General features: G+C 37.9%; 24 protein-coding genes and 1 tRNA gene. 16 read left to right on the top strand and 9 right to left on the bottom strand.

What is annotated here, in order from left to right:
• Window positions 1–88: 88 nt before the first annotated feature.
• The gene (locus tag HQN86_RS21580; protein ID WP_172662950.1) at window positions 89–631 is read right to left on the bottom strand and encodes a D-glycero-alpha-D-manno-heptose-1,7-bisphosphate 7-phosphatase; all 543 of its coding nucleotides are present in this window, start codon (window positions 629–631) and stop codon (window positions 89–91) included.
• 162 nt (window positions 632–793) lie between these two features.
• On the opposite strand from HQN86_RS21580, the gene HQN86_RS21575 reads away from it, so the two are divergent.
• The 9 genes from HQN86_RS21575 (at window position 794) to HQN86_RS21535 (ending at window position 11,384) form a co-directional block, all read left to right on the top strand.
• Window positions 794–1,621 (top strand): alpha/beta fold hydrolase, encoded by an 828-nt coding sequence (locus HQN86_RS21575; RefSeq protein ID WP_172662949.1) that lies wholly within the window; start codon window positions 794–796, stop codon window positions 1,619–1,621.
• Between the two features lie 224 nt (window positions 1,622–1,845).
• Window positions 1,846–1,918 (top strand) — tRNA-Lys (locus tag HQN86_RS21570).
• A gap of 503 nt (window positions 1,919–2,421) precedes the next feature.
• Window positions 2,422–3,039, top strand: coding sequence for a TetR/AcrR family transcriptional regulator (locus HQN86_RS21565; protein WP_172662948.1), 618 nt, complete (start codon window positions 2,422–2,424; stop codon window positions 3,037–3,039).
• A 63-nt stretch (window positions 3,040–3,102) separates the two neighbouring features.
• Entirely contained in the window at window positions 3,103–4,440 is a 1,338-nt protein-coding gene (locus HQN86_RS21560; RefSeq protein WP_172662947.1) for a TolC family protein, read from the top strand.
• 19 nt (window positions 4,441–4,459) lie between these two features.
• Window positions 4,460–5,509, top strand: coding sequence for an efflux RND transporter periplasmic adaptor subunit (locus tag HQN86_RS21555; RefSeq protein ID WP_172662946.1), 1,050 nt, complete (start codon window positions 4,460–4,462; stop codon window positions 5,507–5,509).
• An 11-nt stretch (window positions 5,510–5,520) separates the two neighbouring features.
• On the top strand, window positions 5,521–8,571 hold the full coding sequence (locus HQN86_RS21550; protein ID WP_172662945.1) for an efflux RND transporter permease subunit: 3,051 nt from the start codon (window positions 5,521–5,523) through the stop codon (window positions 8,569–8,571).
• 18 nt (window positions 8,572–8,589) lie between these two features.
• Window positions 8,590–9,393 (top strand): SDR family oxidoreductase, encoded by an 804-nt coding sequence (locus HQN86_RS21545; RefSeq protein WP_172662944.1) that lies wholly within the window; start codon window positions 8,590–8,592, stop codon window positions 9,391–9,393.
• A 164-nt stretch (window positions 9,394–9,557) separates the two neighbouring features.
• Window positions 9,558–10,472 (top strand): NAD(P)/FAD-dependent oxidoreductase, encoded by a 915-nt coding sequence (locus HQN86_RS21540; RefSeq protein WP_172662943.1) that lies wholly within the window; start codon window positions 9,558–9,560, stop codon window positions 10,470–10,472.
• A 621-nt stretch (window positions 10,473–11,093) separates the two neighbouring features.
• Complete coding sequence (locus HQN86_RS21535) at window positions 11,094–11,384, top strand: hypothetical protein (protein WP_216854484.1); 291 nt, start codon at window positions 11,094–11,096, stop codon at window positions 11,382–11,384.
• Between the two features lie 57 nt (window positions 11,385–11,441).
• Here the strand turns inward: HQN86_RS21535 and HQN86_RS21530 are convergent, their stop codons facing one another.
• Together HQN86_RS21530 and HQN86_RS21525 are read right to left on the bottom strand one after the other, a co-directional pair.
• Window positions 11,442–11,627, bottom strand: a complete 186-nt coding sequence (locus tag HQN86_RS21530; protein ID WP_172662941.1) for a hypothetical protein — start codon at window positions 11,625–11,627, stop codon at window positions 11,442–11,444.
• 5 nt (window positions 11,628–11,632) lie between these two features.
• Window positions 11,633–12,352 carry a DUF3667 domain-containing protein gene (locus HQN86_RS21525; protein ID WP_172662940.1) on the bottom strand — a complete coding sequence of 240 codons (720 nt, stop codon included), beginning with the start codon at window positions 12,350–12,352 and terminating at the stop codon, window positions 11,633–11,635.
• A gap of 161 nt (window positions 12,353–12,513) precedes the next feature.
• Here HQN86_RS21525 and HQN86_RS21520 point away from each other — a divergent pair, with 161 nt between their 5' ends.
• From HQN86_RS21520 to HQN86_RS21500, 5 genes are all read left to right on the top strand, one after another.
• Complete coding sequence (locus HQN86_RS21520) at window positions 12,514–13,275, top strand: response regulator transcription factor (protein ID WP_172662939.1); 762 nt, start codon at window positions 12,514–12,516, stop codon at window positions 13,273–13,275.
• 103 nt (window positions 13,276–13,378) lie between these two features.
• Complete coding sequence (locus HQN86_RS21515) at window positions 13,379–13,624, top strand: hypothetical protein (protein ID WP_172662938.1); 246 nt, start codon at window positions 13,379–13,381, stop codon at window positions 13,622–13,624.
• Window positions 13,625–13,662: 38 nt separating this feature from the next.
• Window positions 13,663–14,199, top strand: coding sequence for a GNAT family N-acetyltransferase (locus tag HQN86_RS21510; RefSeq protein ID WP_172662937.1), 537 nt, complete (start codon window positions 13,663–13,665; stop codon window positions 14,197–14,199).
• A gap of 3 nt (window positions 14,200–14,202) precedes the next feature.
• Window positions 14,203–14,985: an AraC family transcriptional regulator gene (locus HQN86_RS21505; RefSeq protein WP_172662936.1), complete on the top strand. Its 783-nt coding sequence runs from the start codon at window positions 14,203–14,205 to the stop codon at window positions 14,983–14,985.
• A gap of 66 nt (window positions 14,986–15,051) precedes the next feature.
• The gene (locus tag HQN86_RS21500; protein ID WP_172662935.1) at window positions 15,052–15,603 is read left to right on the top strand and encodes a dihydrofolate reductase family protein; all 552 of its coding nucleotides are present in this window, start codon (window positions 15,052–15,054) and stop codon (window positions 15,601–15,603) included.
• On the opposite strand, the gene HQN86_RS21495 is transcribed toward HQN86_RS21500, so the two are convergent.
• From HQN86_RS21495 to HQN86_RS21470, 6 genes are read right to left on the bottom strand one after another with little or no spacing between them, the layout of a single operon-like run.
• Window positions 15,575–17,122: an FAD-dependent monooxygenase gene (locus HQN86_RS21495; RefSeq protein WP_172662934.1), complete on the bottom strand. Its 1,548-nt coding sequence runs from the start codon at window positions 17,120–17,122 to the stop codon at window positions 15,575–15,577. The two genes, HQN86_RS21500 and HQN86_RS21495, sit on opposite strands and share 29 nt — an antisense overlap.
• Window positions 17,123–17,161: 39 nt before the next feature.
• Window positions 17,162–17,980 (bottom strand): AraC family transcriptional regulator, encoded by an 819-nt coding sequence (locus HQN86_RS21490; RefSeq protein ID WP_172662933.1) that lies wholly within the window; start codon window positions 17,978–17,980, stop codon window positions 17,162–17,164.
• Between the two features lie 14 nt (window positions 17,981–17,994).
• A complete protein-coding gene (locus HQN86_RS21485) occupies window positions 17,995–20,463 on the bottom strand; it encodes a mechanosensitive ion channel domain-containing protein (RefSeq protein ID WP_172662932.1) in 2,469 nt (822 codons plus the stop codon).
• 60 nt (window positions 20,464–20,523) lie between these two features.
• The gene (locus tag HQN86_RS21480) at window positions 20,524–21,309 is read right to left on the bottom strand and encodes a GDSL-type esterase/lipase family protein (RefSeq protein ID WP_216854483.1); all 786 of its coding nucleotides are present in this window, start codon (window positions 21,307–21,309) and stop codon (window positions 20,524–20,526) included.
• A 55-nt stretch (window positions 21,310–21,364) separates the two neighbouring features.
• A complete protein-coding gene (locus tag HQN86_RS21475; protein ID WP_172662931.1) occupies window positions 21,365–21,598 on the bottom strand; it encodes a hypothetical protein in 234 nt (77 codons plus the stop codon).
• Window positions 21,599–21,632: 34 nt separating this feature from the next.
• Complete coding sequence (locus tag HQN86_RS21470; RefSeq protein WP_172662930.1) at window positions 21,633–23,141, bottom strand: SulP family inorganic anion transporter; 1,509 nt, start codon at window positions 23,139–23,141, stop codon at window positions 21,633–21,635.
• A 164-nt stretch (window positions 23,142–23,305) separates the two neighbouring features.
• On the opposite strand from HQN86_RS21470, the gene HQN86_RS21465 reads away from it, so the two are divergent.
• Window positions 23,306–23,923: a TetR/AcrR family transcriptional regulator gene (locus tag HQN86_RS21465; RefSeq protein ID WP_172662929.1), complete on the top strand. Its 618-nt coding sequence runs from the start codon at window positions 23,306–23,308 to the stop codon at window positions 23,921–23,923.
• A gap of 55 nt (window positions 23,924–23,978) precedes the next feature.
• Window positions 23,979–25,241 carry a TolC family protein gene (locus HQN86_RS21460; RefSeq protein WP_172662928.1) on the top strand — a complete coding sequence of 421 codons (1,263 nt, stop codon included), beginning with the start codon at window positions 23,979–23,981 and terminating at the stop codon, window positions 25,239–25,241.
• The last annotated feature ends 14 nt before the right edge of the window (window positions 25,242–25,255 follow it).

The following is a 25,255-nucleotide window of genomic DNA, read 5'->3' as shown; positions in this document are numbered from 1 at the left end:
ACGCATAAAAAAGGCTGGATCATAATTTATGACCCAGCCTTTTTTATGTGATTTATATATAATTGCTTAAGTTCGGTCGGGTGAAGACTTAGTCTTTATCTCTGGCTAATATTCCTGCACTAAGTGCTTGAAATTCATTCCCTGCAAGTACTTCTTTAACAAGATTGTAATCTATTTGTTCATCAGGTAATATCTCTATACCCCTTACCCCTGCTCCGTTTGCAGCTTCAACATCCCTTGGTTTGTCGCCAATCATTACAGAAAGGGCCGGATCAATGTTGTATTTAGCGATAGCTTCTAGTAGCATCCCTGATTTAGGCTTTCTGCATTCGCAATCGCCAGAAATAGTTGGATGATGAGGACAGTAGTATGCATGCGTTATTAAAGCACCCTGATCTTCAAATTTTTGAGCAAGAACTTTATGCATTTCGGCCAGTGCCTCTTCAGTATAACGCTTTTGAGCAATTCCACCTTGATTTGTAATTACGATTAGCAAGTAGCCCTCGTCATATAGTTTTTTCAAGGGAGGAATCTGATATTCCAATACTTCAAAATCTTCTAGTTTGGTAATGTAATCGTGAATTTCGTGATTAAGAACGCCATCGCGATCCAAAAAAATAGCTTTATTCATTATTTATAGTTATTCCTCTCGGTATTTTTATACCTTATGGGTTAGTTTAATATTCCAAATATGAGAATATAAAGTTTATTGTGGCCAGATATTGTGTGTTTTTATTAAACAAATGACCTCTGGCTATGTTATTAAAGAGTTAAATTTTAAATATATACGATTATGCCATACATTAAAAAGAACGCCGAGAACAGTTCATCAGTTAATATATTTTTTGAAGATTTAGGTACAGGTAAACCTGTAGTTTTGATCCATGGATGGCCGGTATCTCATGAGATGTGGGAATATCAGGTAAATACCCTGGTAAACGCAGGATATAGATGTATAGCATACGACAGACGTGGTTTTGGTCAATCAGACAGACCATGGCATAGTTATGATTATGATACACTTGCAGCCGATTTACACGAGGTAATTACAGCACTAAACCTAAACGATGTTACCCTTGTAGGGTTTTCGATGGGTGGTGGCGAAGTGGTTAGGTATTTAGGTAAATATGGATCATCTAGAGTTACTAAAGCTGTATTGATTAGTTCTGTAGTTCCCTTGCTTTTGAAAACAGAAGACCATGAAGAGGGTGTTCCCCGTGAAGTATTCGATGGTATGATTGCAGGCCTGCAAAATGACCGACCTGCTTTTTTAACAGAATTTGGGCGACAATTTTTTAGTGTAGACGGGCAGAACAAACCAGTTAGCCAGGAAATTCAAAACTGGATGCATCAACTTGCAATTGTTGCCAGTCCTAGAGCTACCACTGAATGTGTTCGTTCCTTCTCTGAAACTAATTTTAGAACAGATTTAAGTGTAATCACCATTCCTGTATTGATTATTCACGGTAATGATGATAAAATTGTACCTATTAACATTACCAGTGATGTAACTTCTTCACTATTGCCCAACTCAGAATATCATGTTATTGAAGGTGCATCACATGGCGTATTCCTTACCCATAAAGATGAGGTCAATAAATTGCTGCTTAATTTTCTGTAAAAATATGTGGCGCTCTGTCCTACTGTTTAATCGCAATTTGCCTTTTTTATAGAGATGGGAATATTAATTGAAGGTGAAGAAAAGATTAAATGCAAATAATAAGGCTAGGAATCAGCTTACTATGCGATTTCTGGATATATTATTTGCAGAATATATATCGTAATCCTATATTTGCACCACTTTAAACGGAAACGCTTTAGAGGAAAGTTCCAAATAAGAACTTTGATTCCGTAGCTCAGCTGGTAGAGCATTACACTTTTAATGTAGTGGTCCTGGGTTCGAATCCCAGCGGGATCACTTAAGGAGACACTAGATAATAGTCGTCTCCTTTTTTTATGCCAATAAAAACCTGTGCCCAAACTATTATTGCCTGGTCATCGATAGTTCGATTTTTTAAAACCCATTTTGGTGTGTCGAATGAAATTTTTTCTAAAAAATCTCTTTAGTGGCCTATTTAAAGAGTTTTTCCTGAAGTTCGATTTCTCTTTAAGGTTCCGCCATTTTTGATCTTTGGGTGATTTTTTGATACAAGGTATAGAAAATTCCAATATAACGGCGGCCTCCTCTTCATCCACCTGAATCCCATTTTTTGATAACATCGCAATTGCCCGTTTATCTGGATGCACATTTCATTAAATTGCTTCCCCGTTTCGGTGTGTTTCGCCCTGAAATTACTTACCGTTGACAATCAATGGTAACTTCACCAGTACAATTAAGTTATTTCCGAATAATAGCAAAAAAATAAAATTTATTTGGAAAAATGAACAATGTTCATTTTCTTTGTACCAGAAACTAATTATATGGGAAGCAAAGAAAGAAAAACAAGAGAGAAGGAAGAACTGAAGGCACTTATTTTAAAAGCTGCCCGTAAGTTGTTTGTGGAAAAAGGCATCGGGCAAACTACCATCAGAAATATTGCTGATTCCATAGACTACAGCATTGGTACCGTATATGTATATTTTAGGGATAAGAATGAAATACTCCATGCATTGCACACACAAGGTTTTGTTGACCTTGGCGGCCAGTTGAAAGTACTGTTTAATGTAACAGACCCAATGGAGCGGCTAAAGGCGATGGGCAAAGTGTATATCAATTATGGCCTGGACTACCCGGAGATGTACGATCTGATGTTTACGCTTAAGGCACCTATAGAGTTCCTGGAAGCCATCCAAAAAGATGAGTGGGACGAAGGGAAAGCAAGCTTTGATGTTTTAAGGACTACGGCAAAACAGTGCATGGATGCCGGGCATTTTAAAGGCCATAAACTGGAACCGCTGTGTTTCCTGATATGGAGCTGTATGCATGGCATGTGTAGCCTGCAAATAGGTTCCCGTACGCAAAACGCGAATATTAAAAACGCGGAAAACATTGTAGCAGATGCGTATGATGAATTTTTGAAAATTCTAAATATTTTATAAATTTTTTTACCTCTTAATTGAACATTGTTCATTAAAATTATTACGTTCATTAAAATAAATCAGATGAAAAAGATATTCTCATTTCTCTTATTGTTATGTACCGGAAGTACCTATGCTCAAACACACTTAGAGCAGTATATAAACACGGCTTTAAACAGTAATGAAACTATTCGCCAGCAACAATTTTTCCTTGATAAGAGCCTTTGGGCCCTGAAAGAGGCTAAGTCATTATTCCTGCCTAATGTTGCATTTAATGGGACCTATACCCTTGCAGGTGGCGGACGCACCGTGGATATTCCAGTGGGAGATTTAATGAATCCCATTTACAAAACGCTTAACCAACTGACAGGCGCTAATAATTTTCCACAAATACAAAACCAAAGTGTGCTGCTGAACCCCAATAATTTTTATGATGTAAAACTGCATGCTACTTACCCTATCATTAATGCGGAACTGGTTTACAACAAGAAAATAAGAAGCCAGCAGTATGACATGCAAAAGGTAGAAATAGATATCTACAAACGGGAGCTTGTCAAAGAAATCAAAATTGCTTATTATAATTATTTGCAGGCTACAGCAGCCATCAGGATTTATGAAAATGTCCTCGCACTTGTAAAGGAAAATGAAAGGATAAACACTTCTCTCTTTAATAATCAAAAAGTTAACCGCACAGCAGTAGTAAGGAGTAATAATGAAGTAACAAAGATCACTGCACAACTGAACACTGCCATATTAAACCAGGACAATGCCCGGTCTCATTTTAATTTTTTGATCAACCAACCACTAACCACCCCCCTGCTTATTGATTCAATAGCGAGTGTTCCCGACCCAAATATTATAAATGATACTGCTGTAAATAAAAGAGAAGAACTAATAAAGTTACATACGGCATCCGCCATTAATAAGAACCTTATTGGCCTTGCCAATTCCTACAAAATACCAAAACTTAATTCCTTTCTTGATGTAGGGTCACAGGATTTTGACTTTAAAGTAAATGATAAATCCCCTTATTATTTTTTCGGGGTCTCCCTTGGTTTCGATATTTTTTCAGGAGGCAAAAATAAATACAAAGTAAAGCAGGCTAAGACAGACGGTAAAGCGATTGAATCGCAAATAAGCAATATTGAGCAGCAATTGAAATTACAGGTTAGCATTGCAGCCAATTCATTCAACGCCGCTCTTGTCAATTACAATGCAGCTGTTTCGCAAGTGGCTTCATCTGAAAAAAATTATAAGGACGAATTGCGGATGTACAAAGAAGGCATAGCGCTTTACATAGAACTGTTGGATGCACAAAACCAACTGGTGTCTGCACAACTACAGGAGAATATTTCACTTTACGACACATTGATAAAGCAGGCCGAAATAGAAAGGGCCAATGCAAGTTTCATCATCCAATAAATAAACAAAAAGAATTATTATGAAAAAAATACAATTGTTCAGCGTTATTGCGGTAGTATCCGTTTTGTATTCTTGTACGGCAGAAGACACGAAAAAAAGTCCCTTACGACAAGCAGATGTTATACCCGTAAAGATTTCTTCTGTATCTGCATTGGGACTACCCCAAAAAATAAGTGCTACGGGCCTTGTAAGTACAGAAAACGAAGCTAAGTATTCTTTTAAAATAGGTGGCGTCATTAGCCGTGTCTTTGTAGAGGAAGGTCAGTTCTTTCGAAAAGGCCAGTTGCTCGCAACACTCAATTCAACGGAAATTTCAGCAGGCTTAATGCAATCCAACTTAGGTGTTGAAAAGGCACAACGTGATTATCAACGGGCCGTCAATCTTTACAAAGACAGTGTGTATACCTTAGAGCAGCTGCAAAACACAAAGACCGCCCTTGATATTGCTCACAAGGCAAAAGAGGCTGTTGCGTTTAACGCACATTATTCAAAAATATATGCCGCCTCTGATGGCTTTGTAGCAAAGAAAATTGCCAGTGAAGGAGAAGTAGTTGGGCCCGGTATGCCTGTCCTTCTCATTAACGAAACAAAGCAAAACAATAACTACTTACTTAAAGTTGGTGTAACTGACCGGGAATGGGCAGTGATTAACCCGGGACAAACAGCAACAGTAACACTGGACGGATATGCGGATAAAAAATTCGATGCTTTCGTGTTTCGTAAGTCGCAGGCAGCAGATCCTACGCTTGGTTCTTTTCAGGTAGAATTAAAGTTGAAGTTAAACGACATCAAACCAGCTGTCGGAATGTTTGGCAAGGCGGAGATATCTACAAGCCAGGATGAAAATGTAAAGGTCATTCCGTATGCTTCTTTGGTGGAAGCGGACGGTGACAAGGCATTCGTATTTACACCTGAGGGAGCCAATAAGGTTAGAAAAATTCCGGTAACGATTTCAAGGTTCGACAATCAACAGGTTTATCTAAAAAATGGGCTTGATGGAGTGAAAGAAATCGTGATATCGAATAGCGCCTATCTCAACGAAAAATCTACAATAAAAATCATCAGGTAATAATAACAGATATGAAAATTACAAACTTCGCCGTTAAGAACTACCAGTTCACACTTATCATATTCCTGCTGTTTGCAGTAGTTGGTGTACTCGCCTTATTTACAATGCCCCGTTCGGAAGACCCAACGATACATCCACCCGAATATCTTATAACTGTGATATATCCGGGCACAAGTCCTAAAGACATGGAGGAGCAGGTGGCAAAACCAATTGAGAATAAAATTTATGGTCTGGAAAACATTGACAAAATCCTTACTACAATTGAGGATGGTGTAGCGGCAATCCAGGTGAAATTCAAATATGGAGTTGATATAGACAATAAATACCAGGAGATATCAACAGAAATAAATGCTTTAAAAAACAGTGCACTTCCTAAGGATATCTATCAAATCAAAACAGAAAAGATTTCTTCTTCCGATGTGAAAATTTTACAGGTGGCATTGGTTTCAGATAACGCCTCTGATAAATTATTGAGAGATGAAGCTGATAAACTAAAAACCCGTCTGGAGAAAATAACAAACCTCAAAGAGGTGAAGTATTCCGGTATGCCAGAACAGGAAATCCGCGTTGATGTACAGCTGGATAAACTTGCGCAACTGAAAATTCCGCTTAACATAGTTGCAGGTAGTTTGCAAAGTGAAGCAGCAGATATTCCCGGAGGAAGCCTCAATCTTGACAGCAAGGTTTTTAATGTAAAGACCAGCGGCAAGCTTAAGAATGTTGAAGATGTTGCCAATACTGTTATTTACAATGCCAATGGAAAGATTGTTTATTTGAGGGATGTGGCTGATGTAAGTTATAAAAGCGAAATGGTCAACCATATTACACGGGTGAATGGACATCGTAGTGTACTGGTTACGGCAGCAATGAAAGACAATGTTAACATAGCGAAAGTGCAGGAAGAGTTTCTTCCGATACTGGAGGAATTTCCTAAAAGCTTACCTTCTAATATTCAGCTTGTCAAAACTTTTGATCAGGGCACTATGGTTTCACAACGTTTGGGACATCTTGGATTTGATTTTGCCTTAGCCATTGTCTTAGTAGTCATTACTTTATTGCCTTTGGGATTTAGAGCATCACTAATCGTAATGGTTTCTATTCCGCTTTCTTTAGCGTTAGGGCTTATTGCATTGAATTTATTGGGCTTTTCATTAAACCAGCTCAGTATTGTTGGGCTCGTAGTGGCTTTGGGGTTGTTGGTGGATGACAGCATCGTAGTTGTAGAAAATATAGAGCGATGGCTTCGGGAAGGTCACTCACGAATGGATGCTGTTCTGAAAGGCACTAAACAAATAGGTGTAGCAGTTGTAGGATGTACAGCCACTCTAGTAATTGCGTTTTTGCCTCTTGCCTTTCTGCCTGATGCCGCCGGTGAATTTATGCGCAGCCTGCCTATGGCTGTTATCACCAGTGTGCTGGCATCAATGATTGTAGCTTTAACGTTGGTTCCTTTCCTGGGAAGCCGGATATTGAAAACGCATACCCATGGAGAAGGCAATTTTTTCCTTAAGCAACTTCAAAAATTCCTGACTTATAGTTATAGAGGTATTATGCCACGAGCTTTAAAATATCCTAAAACAACCATTGGAATGTCATTAATACTTAGCGTGCTGGCCTTTTTCTTATTTACAAAAGCAGGATTTAAACTTTTCCCGACTTCCGAAAAGCCAATGTTCCTGATCAATATCAAAATGCCCCTCCAGGCTGATATACCTGAAAGTGATCGTGTTACTAAACTTGTGGAAAATGAATTGAAGCAACATAAAGAGATTGTGTATTATACAAGCAATGTAGGTAAAGGAAATCCACAGATATATTATAACATACATCAACAGGATATTAAGCCCGACTTTGCACAGATTTTTGTACAGATGGATGATGAGGCTAATCCTAACGCTAAAGTAAAGTTGATTAATCAGCTAAGAGAAAAATTTAAAGCTTTTCCTTATGCCAAAATTGAAGTGAAAGATTTTGAACAAGGACCGCCGATAGAAGCCAACATAGTTGTAAGGGTTTTTGGTGAAGACCCAGACACGCTACGTAAGCTTTCCTTTAAAGTGGAGGATATTTTACGCAACAACCCAGGTACAGTTTACATCAATAACGAATTAAACACCTACAAGTCCGACATTAAAATAGAAATAAACAAAGAAAAAGCCCGCACATTAGGTGTGCTTACAAGCGATGTTGATAAGGTAATTCGAATGGCGGTAGCAGGATTAATTGTTGGTGACTATATTGATGACAGAGGCGATGCACGCAACGTTGTCCTGACACTTCCCAAAGATAAATTTTCAAATTTAGATGCATTCAAGAATCTCTATGTAAACAATATACAAGGTGTTCCTGTGTTGGTTAGCCAAATTGCGTCCATTGCATTCGAAACTTCACCTACGGCCATCAATCATTTTAATAAATCCCGTTTCGCAAAAGTTACCTCCTTAACCAAGGAAGGTGTATATGCTAATGATTTACTAAAGGACATTGTTCCGCAACTGGACCAACTTAAAATGCCGCCTGGTTACTATTACAAGTTATCCGGGGAAGCGGAATCGGAAGGCGATACACTCGGTGGAAATTTTCTCTCGGTTATCCTGTTAAGTACATTCCTTTTCATTGGCGTTCTGTTGCTACAATTCAAAACGTTTAAAGGTATCATCATTGTACTATCTATTATTCCATTGGGGATTTTGGGCGGCGTGATAATGCTATTAATCACCGGCCATCCCATGTCAATAGTTTCTATTATTGGTTTCATTGGTTTGTCCGGCATACAAGTCAAGAATTCGCTGTTACTCGTTGATTTTACCAATCAATTGCGGGCTGAAGGATACAGCATAGACGATGCCATTAATAAAGCAGGAGAAACCCGTTTTTTACCGGTTGTGCTAACTTCCCTAACAGCTATTTGCGGATTAATTCCACTTGCTTTGAATCCCAATCCACTTATCGCTCCATTAGCAATTGTATTGATTGGCGGATTAATCAGTTCAACTATTCTTTCAAGAATTGTAACGCCGGTAATGTATAAGTTGATTCCTCCTAGTATAAAAAACGATTAATCTTTAAAATTAAGTAAAATGAAAAAAACAATTTTAATAACAGGCGCATCTTCAGGCTTTGGCTTGATGCTAGCGAAGAATTTACATCAACAAGGTTATCATGTAATTGGTACAAGTCGTAATCCGGAAAAACTGCAAGCAACTGTTCCCTTTAAAGTATTGGCTTTGGATATTACCAGTGAGAATTCGATAACAGAATTTACAAAGCAGCTTTTTGAAACCGTAAATCAATTGGATGTTTTGGTTAATAATGCGGGTTATATGCTCACTGGATTAGCCGAGGAAACATCAACAGAAGAAGGAAAACTTCAATTTGAAACTAATTTTTGGGGAACAGTAAATGTAACAAAAGCAATATTGCCTTATTTCAGAAAACAAAAGTTTGGACAAATTATTACAGTTAGCTCAATGATGGGGCTTATATCTTTACCTATGCACCCAATGTATGCTGCATCCAAACATGCCTTAGAAGGCTTCTTTAAATCATTACGTTTTGAAGTAAGTCAATTTAATATCAAGGTTAGTATGGTACAGCCTATGTGGGCAAAAACAAATATTGGCACAAACATGATTTCTGCTGATGGAAATATAGCAGAATACAAGAACTATAAAGAGCAAGTGAATAAGTATATCAAAAATGGTTTGGCAGAGGGAGATGAGCCTTCTGTAATAGCGAACCAAATTATTAAGGTAATAAATGCCAAGAATCCAAAATTCAGAAACATTGTAGGAAAAATGGCAGGAATGGTGTTATTCCTTAATAATTACGCCTATCCACAGTTTGAAGGTGCAGTACATAAAAGTGTAAAATCAGCAAAATGAAATAACTAAATTTAATCTGCTCATCAAATTTATTTGCGCTCCTCTAAAAAACAAGTAACTGAAATGAAAAAAATATCAAGACGAGAGCTGATTAAACAAGGGGGCTTGCTTTATCAGTTTTAGCTTTACCTTTTCCATTAACAACATTTTCAAATTTTAATGACATGACAGATAACAAAAATTTTGACGTAATCATAGTTGGCGGCAGCTATGCAGGACTTTCGGCAGCAATGTCTTTGGGACGAGCATTAAGAAGTGTTTTAATCATTGACAGCGGTTTACCTTGTAACCGACAAACACCTCATTCCCATAACTTCATTACGCAAGACGGAGAAAAACCAAGCGTTATTGCGGAAAAAGCAAAAAAACAAGTGTTGAAATACGAGACAGTAAAATTCTTAACTGACCTTGCCACTAATGGAACGAAAACTGATAAAGGTTTCGAAATTACAACTCAATCAGGGAAAATATTTTCGGCTAAAAAACTCATTTTTGCAACAGGATTAAAAGATAAAATGCTAAACATTAAGGGGTTTTCTGAATGTTGGGGGATTACAGTACTTCATTGTCCCTATTGCCACGGATATGAAGTAAAAAATCAAAAAACAGGGATTTTTGCAAATGGATACGGTGCATTTCATTTGGCTCGACTCATTCGTAACTGGACAAAGGATTTGACCATATTTACAAATGGGAAATCAGAATTGACACAAGAGCAAACCGATGAAATCAAAAGGCACAATATTTCAATTGTTGAAAAGGATATTGCCTCATTGAAACAGAAAGACGGAGTAGTTGAAGAAATAATTTTCTCGGACAATTCAACTTTTAAATTAGAAGTTATCTACTCTAGACCTCCTTTTGAACAACATTGTAAAATCCCCGAATCATTGGGCTGTGAATTGACAGAACAAGGACTTATCAAAGTAGATGCATTTCAGAAAACCACAGTAGATAATATATTCGCTTGTGGAGACAATACCAATCCTTTACGTGCTGTACCATATGCTATATCGACAGGGAATATTACCGGGGTATTATTAAATAATGCAATGACGGAAGAAGATTTTTTGAACTGACAGTTTAAGCTGAATATAACATCCGGTTTGGTATTGTGGCTACGTTTTGAAGAATATGCTAACAGATAAAACATTTGCATACATAACACATTTTAAAATTATCCCTATTTCGGGTAAAATTCACCTAAAAGCTTCAGATCGCTGATAAAATGGTTCGAGTTTTGTACCAATGGGTTCACAAAGAACAACACAAAAACCTGCAAGTTAGATTATTGCAGGTTTTTGTGTTTTAGTACCCTCCCCCCCCCAAAAAAAAAAAGAAACGGAATCCTATAGCTGCCTGGTTTTGGTTTGTATAACCAAAATAGATAAATGCCAAAAGTAGTATCATTGTTCTCACATCAAACTCACATTAGGCACACTTTTTTCACAAAAAGATACCTGTTTGTGGATTTGATGTGAAGGGGGTGTGAATAAGGTGTGAAGAAAACATAATCTTGTGAAGAATCTGCCGCAACACTCCACAACCTTTGGTGTTGATAGCCAAAAAGTTACGCGAAATAAAAATATTGACAATCAGCGTTTTATTTGTCTTTCTCAAAACTATGGGTCCTTATATATTTTAGGGATACTAAAAGGCATAATTATTGAACCCACTTCATTACACACAAATAAACACATATGAAAAAAATAATTTTAATCTGCCTGGCGGTAATAGCTTTAGGCTGCAAGAGTATGTCATATCAAGAATCCTCAATTAAGATCGGCATGTCAGAAAATGAATTCAAACAAGCTAACCGCTCTGCGGAATTGATGTCACTCGATAATAATGGCACAAATATTTATCGTATTATCTCCAGAGGAGTAATTATCGCCAATGCTGAACCTTATTTATTCTTTTATTTCCACGACGGTAAGCTGACGCGTTTTGTGAAATCAGATCGTATAGACGACTATAAGTTTATTTGGTAAAGCAGAATATAAGCAAGGCGCAGTTGGAGTATCATCACAGCCAACCTAGGTTGGCTGCTATTCCTCTCTTTTAACGTTTTTAACAAGAAAGTAAACAGACATTACAAAAGTCACTATATATACAATAGCTAATGCTGGTTTTTCAAATTTCAAATTTTCAAAATCAAACTGTTTAAAAATAGTCCATCCTAAAATAATTGCTATAATTAGGAATAAGAATGATTGCCCTTTTTTAATGCTCATAAGTTTTAATGTCTAATTATTGTGTCTATTATTGCTCCAATCATTATTGCCGTCAATGCAAAAGTGATCATGCCTAAAATGTAAGCAAAAAATGCTTTCACATAATTAATGGCTTTTCCTTTTTCATAAAATTGTCCAATTGCCCAAGTAGTATAAACAAACCCAACAATACCTGCAGTTTGCATTAGGTTAAAATGTGTTAAACCTTGAATAATTATGAAAACTGAATAAATCAACATTCCCATTCCAATCACAAAACACAGAAGGATTAAAATTTCAAAAATGTTTAATTTATATTTTCTGAAAAATAGCTTTGTCCATAATGCAATAAAAATACCCATGATTATATTCGCATAACCATAATGTCCCTGTATCCATTTAAAAATTGCACTCGTTGTAGATTTATGATCGTCTAAATAATTTACATAACCATCTTCAATATGGAAAAAGTTGCTGAATGTTGAATAAATAAGAGATGTAACAATAATGAAAATTATTGGCTTAACAAGTCGACTTCTGTTATCTGAAAGATAGTTTCTTACGTTCTGTCCTGGATTTGCTATAAGTTCTTTTATAGTGTATAGGATCCCACGTTCAAAATGCAAAACATGTTCAATTTCATGAATAATGTAGTGTCCATCAATTCTTTTAAGCTGACTAGGTTGTCCGCAGTTTGGACAGTATTTTGAAGTTAATTCGAGGTTGCAGGTTTTACAATTTGTCATTTGTTTTTGTATGTCTGTATTTTGGCCGTTAGTGTGGTTTCATACCATTTTGGGATAGCTCTCTCTTAGCTATGCGAAAAATGTTTCTTGTAAAAATCCGCACAAAAAAATTCTCAAAAACTACACTTTAGTGTAGATTTGCTAATAAGCCCTAGTAGCTAATGAAAAGCAACATTAATTCAAGCCTGCTTACCAAGAATAAGGTTGAAAGAATATCAGATTACGACCATCTTCAACAGCAACATTATTTGGAAGTCGTAAAGTCTTTTGCAAGGTTAACATATGAGAGTATATATGTTATTGATTATGAAAAGATGGCGTTTGAATACGTTTCAGAAAACCCATTGTTTTTATGCGGGTATTCTTCTGAGGAAGTGTTGGAGATGGGTTATGATTTCTATTTTAAAAATGTTCCTGAAAGAGATTTGGAACTGCTAAACCTCATTAATGATGCAGGATTTGATTTCTATAAAAAACTGCCTGGTCACGCGAAAAAATCATATAGCATAACTTACGATTTCCATTTAGTTAATAAGGATGGTAAGCATATTCTCATCAATCATAAGCTTACCCCGTTGTTTTTGACAAGCGATGATCAGTTATGGAAAGCAATGTGCATCGTTTCTATTTCACATCATAAAAATGCAGGCAATGTTTGTATTCATAAACAAGGCACAGATGAAACCTGGGAACTAAATATAGAAAATAATGTTTGGCGTAAATCAGAGAAACCTAAACTCACAAAAAGGGAGATCGAGATATTGCGTTTGCATGCGCAAGGATTAACAATTAATCAAATTGCAGAAAAAATATTTGTTTCTGCTGACACAGTGAAGTATTATAGGAGACGGATTTTTGAGCGTTTAGGTGTGAGTAATATTGTTGAAGCCCTTTCTTACACTGTTAACAACAAGATTATTTAGCTTGTATAGGCTATAGAACTCATCTCTGTTTACTAGTTTTGCAGCCAAATGAACAAACGGTGCGGAATGCCCTGAATACCTTAAACAATTACAACAAACATAAATGGAAAAGAACGATTTTGTATCCATCTGGTTGGAAGAAAGCGGCAACCCTGCTATAGAAGAATTAACGCAGCTGAATCTGGACATTGCCAATAAAACAGCAAAAAAATTAGCAGATAAAGGCCTTTCGGCAAATGACCTTGCTGTCTCTCTTGACATCAATCCGGACGAAATCCAAAGGTGGCTGATGGGCAGGCATTCTTTCAGTATAAAAATAATAAAGGAAATCTCTGGTACACCTTTGTGAACTAAAACTAATTCCATTTAATATTAATAAGTTTGAGAATGAAGATGTTTATTGAAACCGAGCGACTTTATTTTAGAGAATTATTAGAAACTGATGTCGAAGGCATCTTTAGTTTAGATTCTGATCCCGAAGTGCATCAGCACCTCGGAAAAAATCCAATTAAAAATATTCAACAGGCTAAAGATGTTATAAAATTCATTAGACAACAATATGTTGACAACGGAGTGGGACGGCTAGCAATAATTGAAAAAGAATCGAGTGATTTTGTAGGTTGGGGCGGATTTAAATTAATCACTGATTTAACCAATGGCCATAAAGACTATCATGATCTAGGCTATAGATTTCTAAAGAAGCATTGGGGAAAAGGTTATGCGACTGAATCTTCAAAAGCAGCAGTAGAATATGGTTTTAACGAACTTAAACTTCCTTCAATTTATGCTATAGCTGATATAGATAATTTGCAATCCCAAAGAGTTCTAAAAAAATGCGGCTTTATAGAAAAAGAGATATTTAATTATGACCTTGTCCCCCATTACTGGTATGAACATCACAAATTGACTATGGAGCTGTTTTAAATTATGCGTATTCAATTATACGATATCATGACGAGCCTCCGGCCCTATGTCAAAGTGATATGTACTATGGATTGTGATGAAGGCACAGATATAAGTCATATACGAGTATTACCTGATACTTGTGTTGAGTTATTTGTGAATTACACCAGCACGCCAGTGGCAATCATTGGCGATGAACTGCACAAGCGTAGTATCGTTAGCTTTCGTATGAGCCGGCCCATGGATGTCCAGATGCGCAAAGGGGCAGGTTGCCTTGCTGTTTGTTTCCATCCTGGCATGGCATATAAGTTCTTTCAGATACCCATGCATACATTAGCCGACACTACAGCTGCCTTATCCGATATATGGAATAATCTGGCGGAAGAAATAGAAGATAATCTAGCCTGTGTCTGTAACAATGAAACACGTGTAGGCATACTGCAAAACTATTTGCTGCAACAATTAACCACAGCTAAAAACGATTTGCAGGTAGCCTATTGCCTGCAGCAGGCGCAATTTTCCGGTGGCTTGTTGTCTGTAAGTAAGCTTGCAAACGACGCTGGTGTCAGTCAGCGCCATCTTTCACGAAAATTTCTGCAATGTATTGGCCTATCACCCAAAGAATATTTGCGTGTGTACCGGTTCATACAATCACTTCACTATATAAAAAAATACCCAGCCCTCTCACTTACGGAAATTGCTTATAAAAGCGGTTACTATGACCAGGCTCATTTTAATCGTGATTATAAAACATATACTGGATATGCTCCTGGTAAATTCGCTCATGCGCAACATATTATTCATTGATGTCCGTTTTGTACAATTTGAGTTAATTTAATCTTTGCAGTTTTGCAATACAAAAACATTAGCGATATGAGAAAATTAATATTAGGATTAGCAATAACACTGGATGGATATATTGAAGGACCTAACGGTGAATATGATTGGTGCTTTACGGACCAGGACTATGGCTTAAACGAATTCTTTGACCGCATAGATGCCATTTTTATTGGCCGTAAAAGTTACGAGATAGCGCAACAGTATGCCGATAGCAATAACGGAGAAATAGTTCCCGGAATGCCTGCAATGAAAGAATATGTATTTTCTAAAACATTGAAAACAGTAAAAGAAGGTGCCATACTTATATCTGACAATAGCATTACTGAAGCGCGAAGGATAAAAGAAGAACCAGGTAAAGATATATGGTTATATGGTGGTGCTGAACTTACCGATGCCCTGATGAAAGAAGGCCTTGTCGATGAATTATGGTTGTCAGTACATCCTATACTGCTTGGTGATGGTAAAACCCTGTTCCACAAAAAGGATAACCGAACCAAACTCACTCTTCTAAAAAGCAAGACTTATGAAAGTGGTTTGGTATCGCTCAATTACAGTATCAACAACGATCAATGGCCTCCGATGTGACGCCTGTAATCCAAAATGCAATTGCTTGTCTAAATGAGTTTTCATGAGCTTCATTATCAGAAGCCCAGGCGATAATTCCATCAGGGCGTATCAACACAACACTTAGGCCGAATTGTTCTTTCACTTGTCCAGATATAAAGTTGATTTGACTGCCATATTCAGTTGCCAAAGTTTTTATTAAAACATTCTTGTCAAAATCAAGAAGTGTCCAATGGCCATCCCGCATAAGCTCACCAATCGTAGTACCATCTTCGAACTCAAAGTTGGGAACGCTGTGCCCTACCAGCGGGTGGATTCCTCCTAAATGGTAATGTATGTTGATACCCCATACCCTTCCTGCAAAATAGGTGGCGCCCTCACGCGTGTTGATCAAATCGCGAAAAATTGCATTCAGCGCGCGAGCATGCGGGTCTGGTTTCATAATTGCAACCTGTGCGCGTGACCAATCCAAAACTTGTGCGCCAATTGGATGCCGTTCGGTATAATAAGTGTCTAGCAAACCATCTGTGGCTTTATCATGGATGGTTGCTGCAAGCTTCCAACCCAGGTTCATGGCATCGCCTAGCCCAAGGTTAAGCCCTTGTCCTCCTAACGGCGAATGGATGTGTGCAGCATCGCCAGCTAAAAGCACCCGCCTGTTGCGGTAGGTTGTGGTCTGCCGCGCCCGATCGGTCCAGGTGGTGGCAATATGGAGGGTGCTGATCGTTACATCGGTATTCGACACACGGCGCAACACTTCTTGAATATGTTCGAGCGTGATTGGATTTCCCGAGTGATGAAATGCTCCACCATCAAAATCCTGTATTAGTACATAGCCAGGCTGAGATTGCATATACATGCCCCTTGCAGTCACATTTCTGCCAGGGCTGAGCTTTTCCGGGTCAGCTATATCCGCTTTTACAGAATAACCGGTGAATTCCGGTTCTGTGCCTGCAAATTCAAAACCAGCAATCTTCCGGACAACGCTTCGACTCCCATCACAACCTACCAGCCATTTAGCTTTAAAAGATTGATCACCAGACTGAACCGCTACCTCATCCGCAGTTTGATTAAAGTCAGTAATGGCATGCCCGCGCCTGATTTGTACATTTAAAGATTCTGCACGGCGGGTTAAAACTGTTTCAATCTCCTGCATCTCAGAAATTAAATTAGTCTGGGTAGAGCAAGGTAAACGATACGCCCATTGTGAAGTGTCAACATTGACGGCAAGAAATGGAATACCAGCAAAGTGTCCTCCCTGCCTTTGTGCCCCTTCCTTTGCATTTTGATGTGGATTTTTAAGCTGTTTATGCAGCTCTAGCTCTTCAAGTAAACCACGGCGGTAAAGCGCTTCAATAGTAGGTGCTGAGAGTCCTCGTATCCCGAAAGGAAGTTGTTTCAATGGAGACTGCGGATTCTCCGCCTTTTCCAGTATCAGGACTGAACATTTGGCAAGTGCTAGTTCACAGGCAAGGAACAGACCTACAGGTCCTGCACCCGAAATGATGACATCGTAAATGGATTTATTTTGTGTTTTCATATGATTTATTTAAACACAAAATTCTGGAATGTTCCTGCGTTAGGCTTGTACAAACGCGACAAAATCACTGCCGACAGTCTGTTTTCCTTTCTTTGCCTTTCGTGCAAATACCCCTGGTGTAGTGCCACTGTAGCGCTTAAATTCCTTGCTAAGATGCGCTTGATCCGCGTAGCCGAGTTCCTGGGCCAAGCTGGCAAGGTTGGATTCCGGGTAATGCCATAACCGGTTTCGTACCTCCTCAAAACGCATCAGGCCAGACACGTCTTTAACTGTATGGCCAGAAGATTGCTTAAATCTCCTTTCCAATGTACGAACCGTTGCATGAGCCGCCGCCGCTACCTCGCTTACCAAAATAGCACCCTTTGCCTCTCTCATAGCAACTCCCGCTTTGAATAAGGTATTGTCGGGGCCAATCTGAGAGCGTTCATTTAAGAAATACTGTTTTACATGGGCTATCGCATCATCTATCCCATTGGCATGAATCAATTTATTCAAAGTCAACTGAAGCCGGGCTATCGGATGTTCAAATATGCGCAGCCCATCTTTACCGGATGGCAATCCAAGCAAATCGAAAACAGTCCATGGAAAGCACCTGATACCAATGATTTCCAAGCGGTTTTGTGTATGAAAAAGAACAGGTTGATTTAGCAGTCCCATCATAAACGGTGAGGGCAATGGCTGTAAACCATCATTATAAGAAATGCCATAAAGGTTTCCAAAATAAAAAATAATTTCAGCGTAGCCATCAGGCACTACCTCGAAACTCGATTCCAGTTCTCCAGATTCTTTTCTGTTGTACCAAAAGCACTTTATGATATCTTGTAGCTCTTCAGGAGGTTCAAATTCTTGATGGTGCATGGCAAGTAGTTGTTTTATTGCTGATCTGGATGATGAAGATGGATGTCCTGTTGAGGAAATGGTATTGCTATGCCATTGGCTTTAAAAGCTGCAACGATAGCTATAATCAGATCGCTCCTTGTAGCAGACGTATCTCCAATATGTTTTGTCCAGAAATATATCCGCAGATCGATTGAACTATTGCTGAACTGCTCGAATTGTACAACAGGACCCGGATTCTTGCTGATCCGCTGATCATTGTTTAAAATCTCCGTCAGTAACTGCCTGCACTTCTCCAGATCAGCATCGTAGGCAATGCCGATCAGGATCGATATGCGTTTACGGTTTCCGCCGAGCGACCAATTGATCAGATGAGCATTAAGCAAATCGCCATTGGGCATAACTACATCGGCGCCATCCCAGGTAGAAATTACACTGCTCCTGAACCCAATAGATTTCATTTTACCACCCTGGCCGTCAACATCAACAATATCTCCAACATTAACGGGCTTTTCAAATGCAATAATGAGTCCACTTACCAGGTTGTTAACTAAAGTTTGCAGACCAAAACCTATACCCACACCTAAAGCACCCAAAACGATGGTTATCCTATCAACAGGAATCCCTGCTGCTGCTACAGCCAAAAATAACCCGATGCACAGGATCGAAATACGCACCAGTAGCAACCAGCTCCCTATCCCCTGTCTCTCATTCTTATTTTCCTTATTATCTGGAAGATGTCCATCAGATGCAAAAAAAGAAACGATCTTGGACACAATAACTGCAATCGACATAATTGCAATAAATAATACCAGATTATTGATGCTGAAGGTATAATCACCAAGAGTGCGCTCCTGGGTAAAAAAGTTTTGAAAAGGCTTAAGTAGGTAATCAAATGCCGGGAAATTACGGCCAAGTAATATCGCCCAACCTACAGCCAGTAGTATATAGAATAACAAAGGAGCCCTTTTGCCTACCCTTTCAAAGTTGAGGTAAAAAAGCTTTTTATCCTGTCCTGAATATACATTAAATGCAAGAAAGAGCCCTTCATTAATAAGCCGCACTGTCCAAAGAAAAAGAATGGCAATAACCACGTTTAAAAATCCGCCAATGAACAGTGTTTTTGCCAAATTATACCTTCCAAACAAATTTGCCAGCGTGGATATTAGTTCAAGTAAGGCCATAAAAGCGATAGACCATACAATCCATTTCTCTCTAAGCTCTTCGCGATGCCCTTTTAATATTGTAACCAGGCCAACTATTACCCCAAGTATAGAAGTAACAAGCATACCCCATCGCTCTATTCTGGAGGCCTGTAGTATCAAATTACCCAAAGCAGCAATCAGAAAAACTACAACCATAATCAACCACACACGCATCCAGTATTTGCTTATATATTTTCTAAAAATAATGCTCAGACAAATGCAGGATATTGACCAAAAAATAACGTTTAAGATAAAAGGAGGCGATACAAAAAAGAACTGAAATAAACTTATAATAATTAACATAGCAGAGAGCAATGGATACCTGAGTACCAATTGGCCATCAAAATCAGTTTTTAGCAGATTATTTTCTAAATAAATATTTTTAAGTGAGCGCAGATAAATAAAAGAAGTAGCAATAAGTAAAACAAGCAATATTAATTTACCTGTATTGTTCCCCGCATAAAATGTAAGGGTCAATAATCCTTTTGTTTTTGAAAAATAAAGTATTTCTTCAAATGGCCGGTAATTACCAGGTGACTTCCAGAGGTTTCCAAACTCCCTTTTGTAGGTCTGCCCCGCCATGTCTTTCTGATAAGATTCAATTTCTTCTAAACTGCTTTCCAATTTAAAAGCCGTCATGTTTACCTGATTAAGTAAGTTCTGAATGTTATTGCTTGCCATCTTAAGTGAGGTATCGATGGGGCTAGTTTCATATGCAATAACTTTTATCTTTTGCAAATACTTCATCAGTGTTACTGAGTCTGCCGGAAATTTAAATAATGCGGGTACACTTAATAGCGAATCAAGCTGATACCGGAAATTGTTCAATTCCTGTTGACGGGCATCTAGCTTTAGTTTTCTGGCATTTACTTTATTTAGCAGTTGCGATAATATCTTTGAGGTAGCAGTTAGATTTCGGAATGTTTGTGATGATCCTCTGTCAGTAAAAATACCATCACCAGCCACAGCAAAATCTTCTTCGATCTTTTTAAGCTCGTTTTTTGTATCCGTCGTGTCTAATTTGCCATTTACATAGATCTTTGCTTTTTGCATGGTCCGCTGTATCTCGTCAAACGTTTTGATTTGAGCAATCGTTGCTTTATCGGCATCAAACTCATCAGCACTTTTTTTCGAAGAACGTTTTGCAAAAGCCTGCATTTTAGCTACAAAATCTAATTTTGAGCTGTCCTTTACAAGGAATTTATTAATTGAATCTTTCTTTTGAGCACGTAAGGCAATGCAGCTAAATAAGCAGATACAAACCAGTAGAAAGCAGCTTAGTTTTTTAGGGAGCATCATCTGACTAAGGATTAATGTTCAATATTACGCAAAAAACCATAATTATCCTCCCTTGGAACTTTAGATGGCCTTTAAGATCCCTTTAACCCATATTCTTGCCAGCTCTTTTGATCCTTCGGCATTTGGATGCAAATAGAACGTGCCCTTTTTTCCTTGTTCAGGTTTAAACAAAGTAGTATGATTCTTTTTGAAAAAATCAAAGCCAGATTTATCACCTGCAAATATCCGTTTAGGAGCTAATTTGGTATACCTTTTAACCAGGTTATCAATTTTTGGGAAGTAACTTTCTAATCTGTTTAAACCTTCTTCTAAATAAGCTGCATTGTTTTGAGTATTAGCGCTATACCAAAGTGGATACTGAAGTACAAATTTTGCCTTTGGAAACTGATTTAATAAAATATCAATCACTTTGGAAATATTTTGATCGTATTGCTCAGCAGAGATAGGCGATCCGTTGGGCCCGAATATTGCGCTATCGTTAGTTCCCAACATAATAGAAAACAAAAGCGTGGCCGAGGTATCCTTGTTTAAAGCGTTTGCGGCTTCGATAACCTTCGGGAAGTCAGTATTAGTGGCCGGCAAAAAATCAAGGCTGGTATGTCCGCTATAGCCCATGTTTGCAATATTAACAGAGCTAAAGCGTCCTTTTGAAGTTAGGATTTGCTGAACTATAAGAGGCGTTGCCTCTAAGGATGGCTGTTTTAGTGCACCTCCCTCCGTTATACTGTCTCCTATAAAAACAATATTCAGTTTTGCTCTTTTTCCAGAGGAAAAGGAAGTTAGCAATAATACGGAAACCAGCATCAACAATCTTGGTATCAGCTTAGCCACAGGGAAACTCTTCATGATTCTTTTTTTTCATGAAGATAAACAATTGATCCAGTTTACAAACCCTAATCAGTTAAAGCAAATCAACATGCTCTTCCTCGATCAGTTTTCCAATTTCATTTACGTACGACTGATCTATCCATCCCTTTGTTTCCCAGGTAATACCCAGTTCATGGACTACAGCATGTAGAATAGCAAATTTATTTGAACCTTTAAAAACTTTATAGATGCCATCCTCTTGTGGATAGACTGTAAGCTTAACTCCATGGAGTTCGATGGCAAAGGGATCCGTGTAAACTAATTTCATTCTTATTATTTAATATCAAAGCAACAGCAATAGATCAAAATTGTTTGATGTTAACTTCTATCACTGTTTCAGCATTTTTGAGTAACGTCCTGCAATCTTCACTAAGATGCTGCAGGTGTAATTTCTTTCCTGCCAGTTTATAACGTTCAGTTAATTTATTTAGTGCTTCTATACCACTCATGTCCGCTACTCTACTTTCATTAAAATCTATGATAACTTCCTGAGGGTCTCCGGTCACGTCAAATTTCTCATTAAAAGCGGCTACAGATCCGAAAAATAAGGGGCCAAATATTTCGTAATGTTTAACCCCAAGTTCATCTATATATTTTTTTGCACGGATTCGTTTTGCGCTTTCCCATGCAAATACCAAGGCTGAAATGATAACACCTATAAGTACTGCAAGTGCCAGATTATGAAGCCAAATGGTAATTCCGGCCACAAGAATACCTATAAAGATATCCTGCCTGGGCATTTTGTTAATGATGCGGAAACTAACCCATTCAAATGTACCTATGGCAACCATAATCATTACCCCTGTTAATGCAGCCATTGGAACGCGGTCAATAATAGGTGCACCGAAAAGTATAATAATAAGTATGGTTAATGAAGCAATTATTCCAGATAATCTTGCTCTGGCACCAGCCGATAAATTAACCAGTGTTTGAGCAATCATTGGGCACCCCCCCATTCCAAAGAAAAAGCCATTAGCAATATTTGCAGTTCCTTGCGCAATACATTCTCTATTACCGTTGCCTTTTGTGGTGGTAATCTCATCAACCAAATTGAGGGTCAATAATCCTTCTGTTAAACCAACGCCTGCCATAATTAAGGCATATGGAAAAATAACCTGTAAAGTCTTAAACTCAAGGGGTATAGCAGGTATGTGAAATGGAGGGAACCCACCACTAACAGAAGCAATATCTCTTACCATTTTTGTGTCAATATTGAATCCAAGGACCAGTAAAAAAACTACTATTATAGCTATTAGAGATGGAGGGACAGCTTTAGTTATTTTTGGCAAAAGCACCACTATTGCTATGGTAAGCAGTACTAAACCACCCATAATAAATAATGGAGTACCACTGAGCCAGGCCGATTCTCCATTCACAACAGTTTTAAATTGTTGCAATTGCGCCATAAAAATGATAACCGCCAAGCCATTCACAAAACCATACATTACCGGTTGAGGCACCAGGCTAATAAATTTTCCCAGTTTAAACAGGCCAACCCCTATCTGGATAATGCCAGCCAATGCAATGGCAGCAAAAACATATTCAATTCCATTTGACTTCATTAAAGCAATAAGAACAATTGCGGTAGCGCCTGCACCACCCGAAATAAGACCCGGCCTGCCACCTAAAATTGAGGTAATCAGTCCCATAATAAAGGCGGCATATAAGCCTGATAAGGGAGGGAATCCGGCAAGGATAGCAAATGATAAAGATTCGGGCATCATTGTCATGGCAACCGTTAGGCCTGCCAGGATTTCATTTTTATAATTGACCTTTTGCGAAAAGTCAAAAAAGCGATTACGAGAAAACATATGTAAAGTTGATGCTTCGAAAGTATGAAGCAAAAGTAGAAAAAATACTTGATCTCTGCGTTAATAAGATGTATGTGTATGATTTTAATCAAATGATTAAATTATTTGATTAAATAAAATAATTACGCTTATATTTGTAGTACCTAAGGTATTACAAGATAAAGATGAGTAAGAAAACAAAGATAGAAGCCGACAGCAGCACTGAAGAAAAGATTAAAGCAGCAGCAAATATTGTTTTTACAAAAAAAGGTTACTCTGGTACTCGTACAAGGGATATTGCTGAAGAAGCCGGTATAAACCTTGCGTTGCTGAATTACTATTTCAGAAGTAAAGAGAAGTTGTTTGATATTGTAATGATGGAGAACATACAGCAGTTTTTAATGGGGATAAGAGGACTATTGAATAATGAGGCATTTAGCCTAACAGAAAAGATTTCACTGGTTGCCGAAAACTATATCAATTTATTAAGAGAGCAACCAGACATGCCATTATTCATTTTAAGTGAAATAAAAGCTAACCCCGAAAAACTGGCTACAAATATGAATGTTAAAGAGATTCTGCTTAAATCTCATTTTTATCAGCAGTTAAACGAAGCCCTAAATAGTAAAGCTAATCCCCTGCATTTTATTATAAACATTATCAGTTTAACGGTTTTCCCTTTTGTAGCCAGTCCCCTACTTAAAATTATAGGAGAATTAAAACAAGAAGATTTTGATAAAATGGTTGAAGAAAGAAAAAAAATGATTCCTGTTTGGATTGATGCGATGCTAAAAACCCATTAAAATTTTTTGTTCAGAGATTAATCAAATGATTAAAACAAATAAATAAACAGTAGAAATGAAATCTATATTTTTCACCACCATCATTTTTTTTGTGTTTTACCAAACGAATGTGCAAAGCCAGGAAAAGCTTTCAATTGAAGAATGCTACAACCTGACCCGCCAGAATTATCCATTGGTAAGGCAGTCGGAATTGATTTCAAAAACTGCAGCCTACTCTATTGAAAACGCTGCAAAAGGATATCTTCCACAATTTAATATTAGCGGACTGGCCAGTTACCAGTCTGATGTAACAAAGATTCCAATTCAAATTCCAGGAACGAATATTCCTCAACTCAGTAAAGACCAATATCGTTTAAGTGCCGAAGGAACTCAAGTCCTATTTGATGGTGGGGTTATCAGACAACAAAAAGAAGCGATTGGCATTAATGCCTCGGTTGAAACTCAGAAACTTGAGATTGAGCTATACAAATTGAAAGAACGAGTAAATCAGTTGTTCTTTGGCGTATTGTTAATAGATGCCCAACTAAAACAAAATGAATTACTTCAAAAAGATATTCAGCTTGGCGTCGATCGCGCAAAAGCTACTATAGCTAATGGAACGGCCTTTAAAAGCAGTTTGAATATCCTTAAGGCCGAATTACTCAAAGTAACCCAAAAAAGTATAGAGCAGAAATTTACACGCAAAGGATATATAGATGTGCTGAGCTTATTTATTAATAAAACACTTACAGAAGATATTGAGTTGCAAAAACCTGTACAACCTATAATGCAAGCTGAAATCCGCCGGCCAGAGCTTAGCCTTTATGAACAGCAACGCAAAAGTCTGGAGGTAAAAGAACAAGCTATAGCAGCCCGGAACCTGCCTAAATTTAATTTGTTTTTGCAGGGTGGTGTAGGCAGGCCAGCATTAAATATGTTGAACAATGCAGCCGAACCTTTTGCCATGGGTGGACTTAGAATGAGCTGGCCCCTATCTGGTTTTTATACCAGCAAAAAAGAAAAGGCAATTATAGACATCAACAGAAAAGAGATTGATCTGCAAAAGGAAAGCTTTTTATTGAACACTAATTTTGTGGTAAAACAGCAGGAATCTGAAATTGATAAGCAAACAAACCTATTGAGCTCAGATGATGAGATTATTGCGTTGCGAGCAAGTATAAAGGAAACATCGGCCGCACAATTGCAAAACGGAGTAATCAATACCAGCGATTATTTACGTGAGGTAAACGCCGAAGATCAGGCCAGACAAAGCAAAATCATGCACCAGATACAACTGCTTATGGCACAGTATAATAAACAAACTACCACTGGCAATTAATTTTTAAACAAACT

This window comes from Pedobacter panaciterrae (assembly GCF_013204795.1).
Lineage (GTDB): Bacteria > Bacteroidota > Bacteroidia > Sphingobacteriales > Sphingobacteriaceae > Pedobacter > Pedobacter panaciterrae.
Note: the sequence above shows the minus strand (reverse complement) of the source record. Positions and strands in the feature narration are given on the sequence as shown.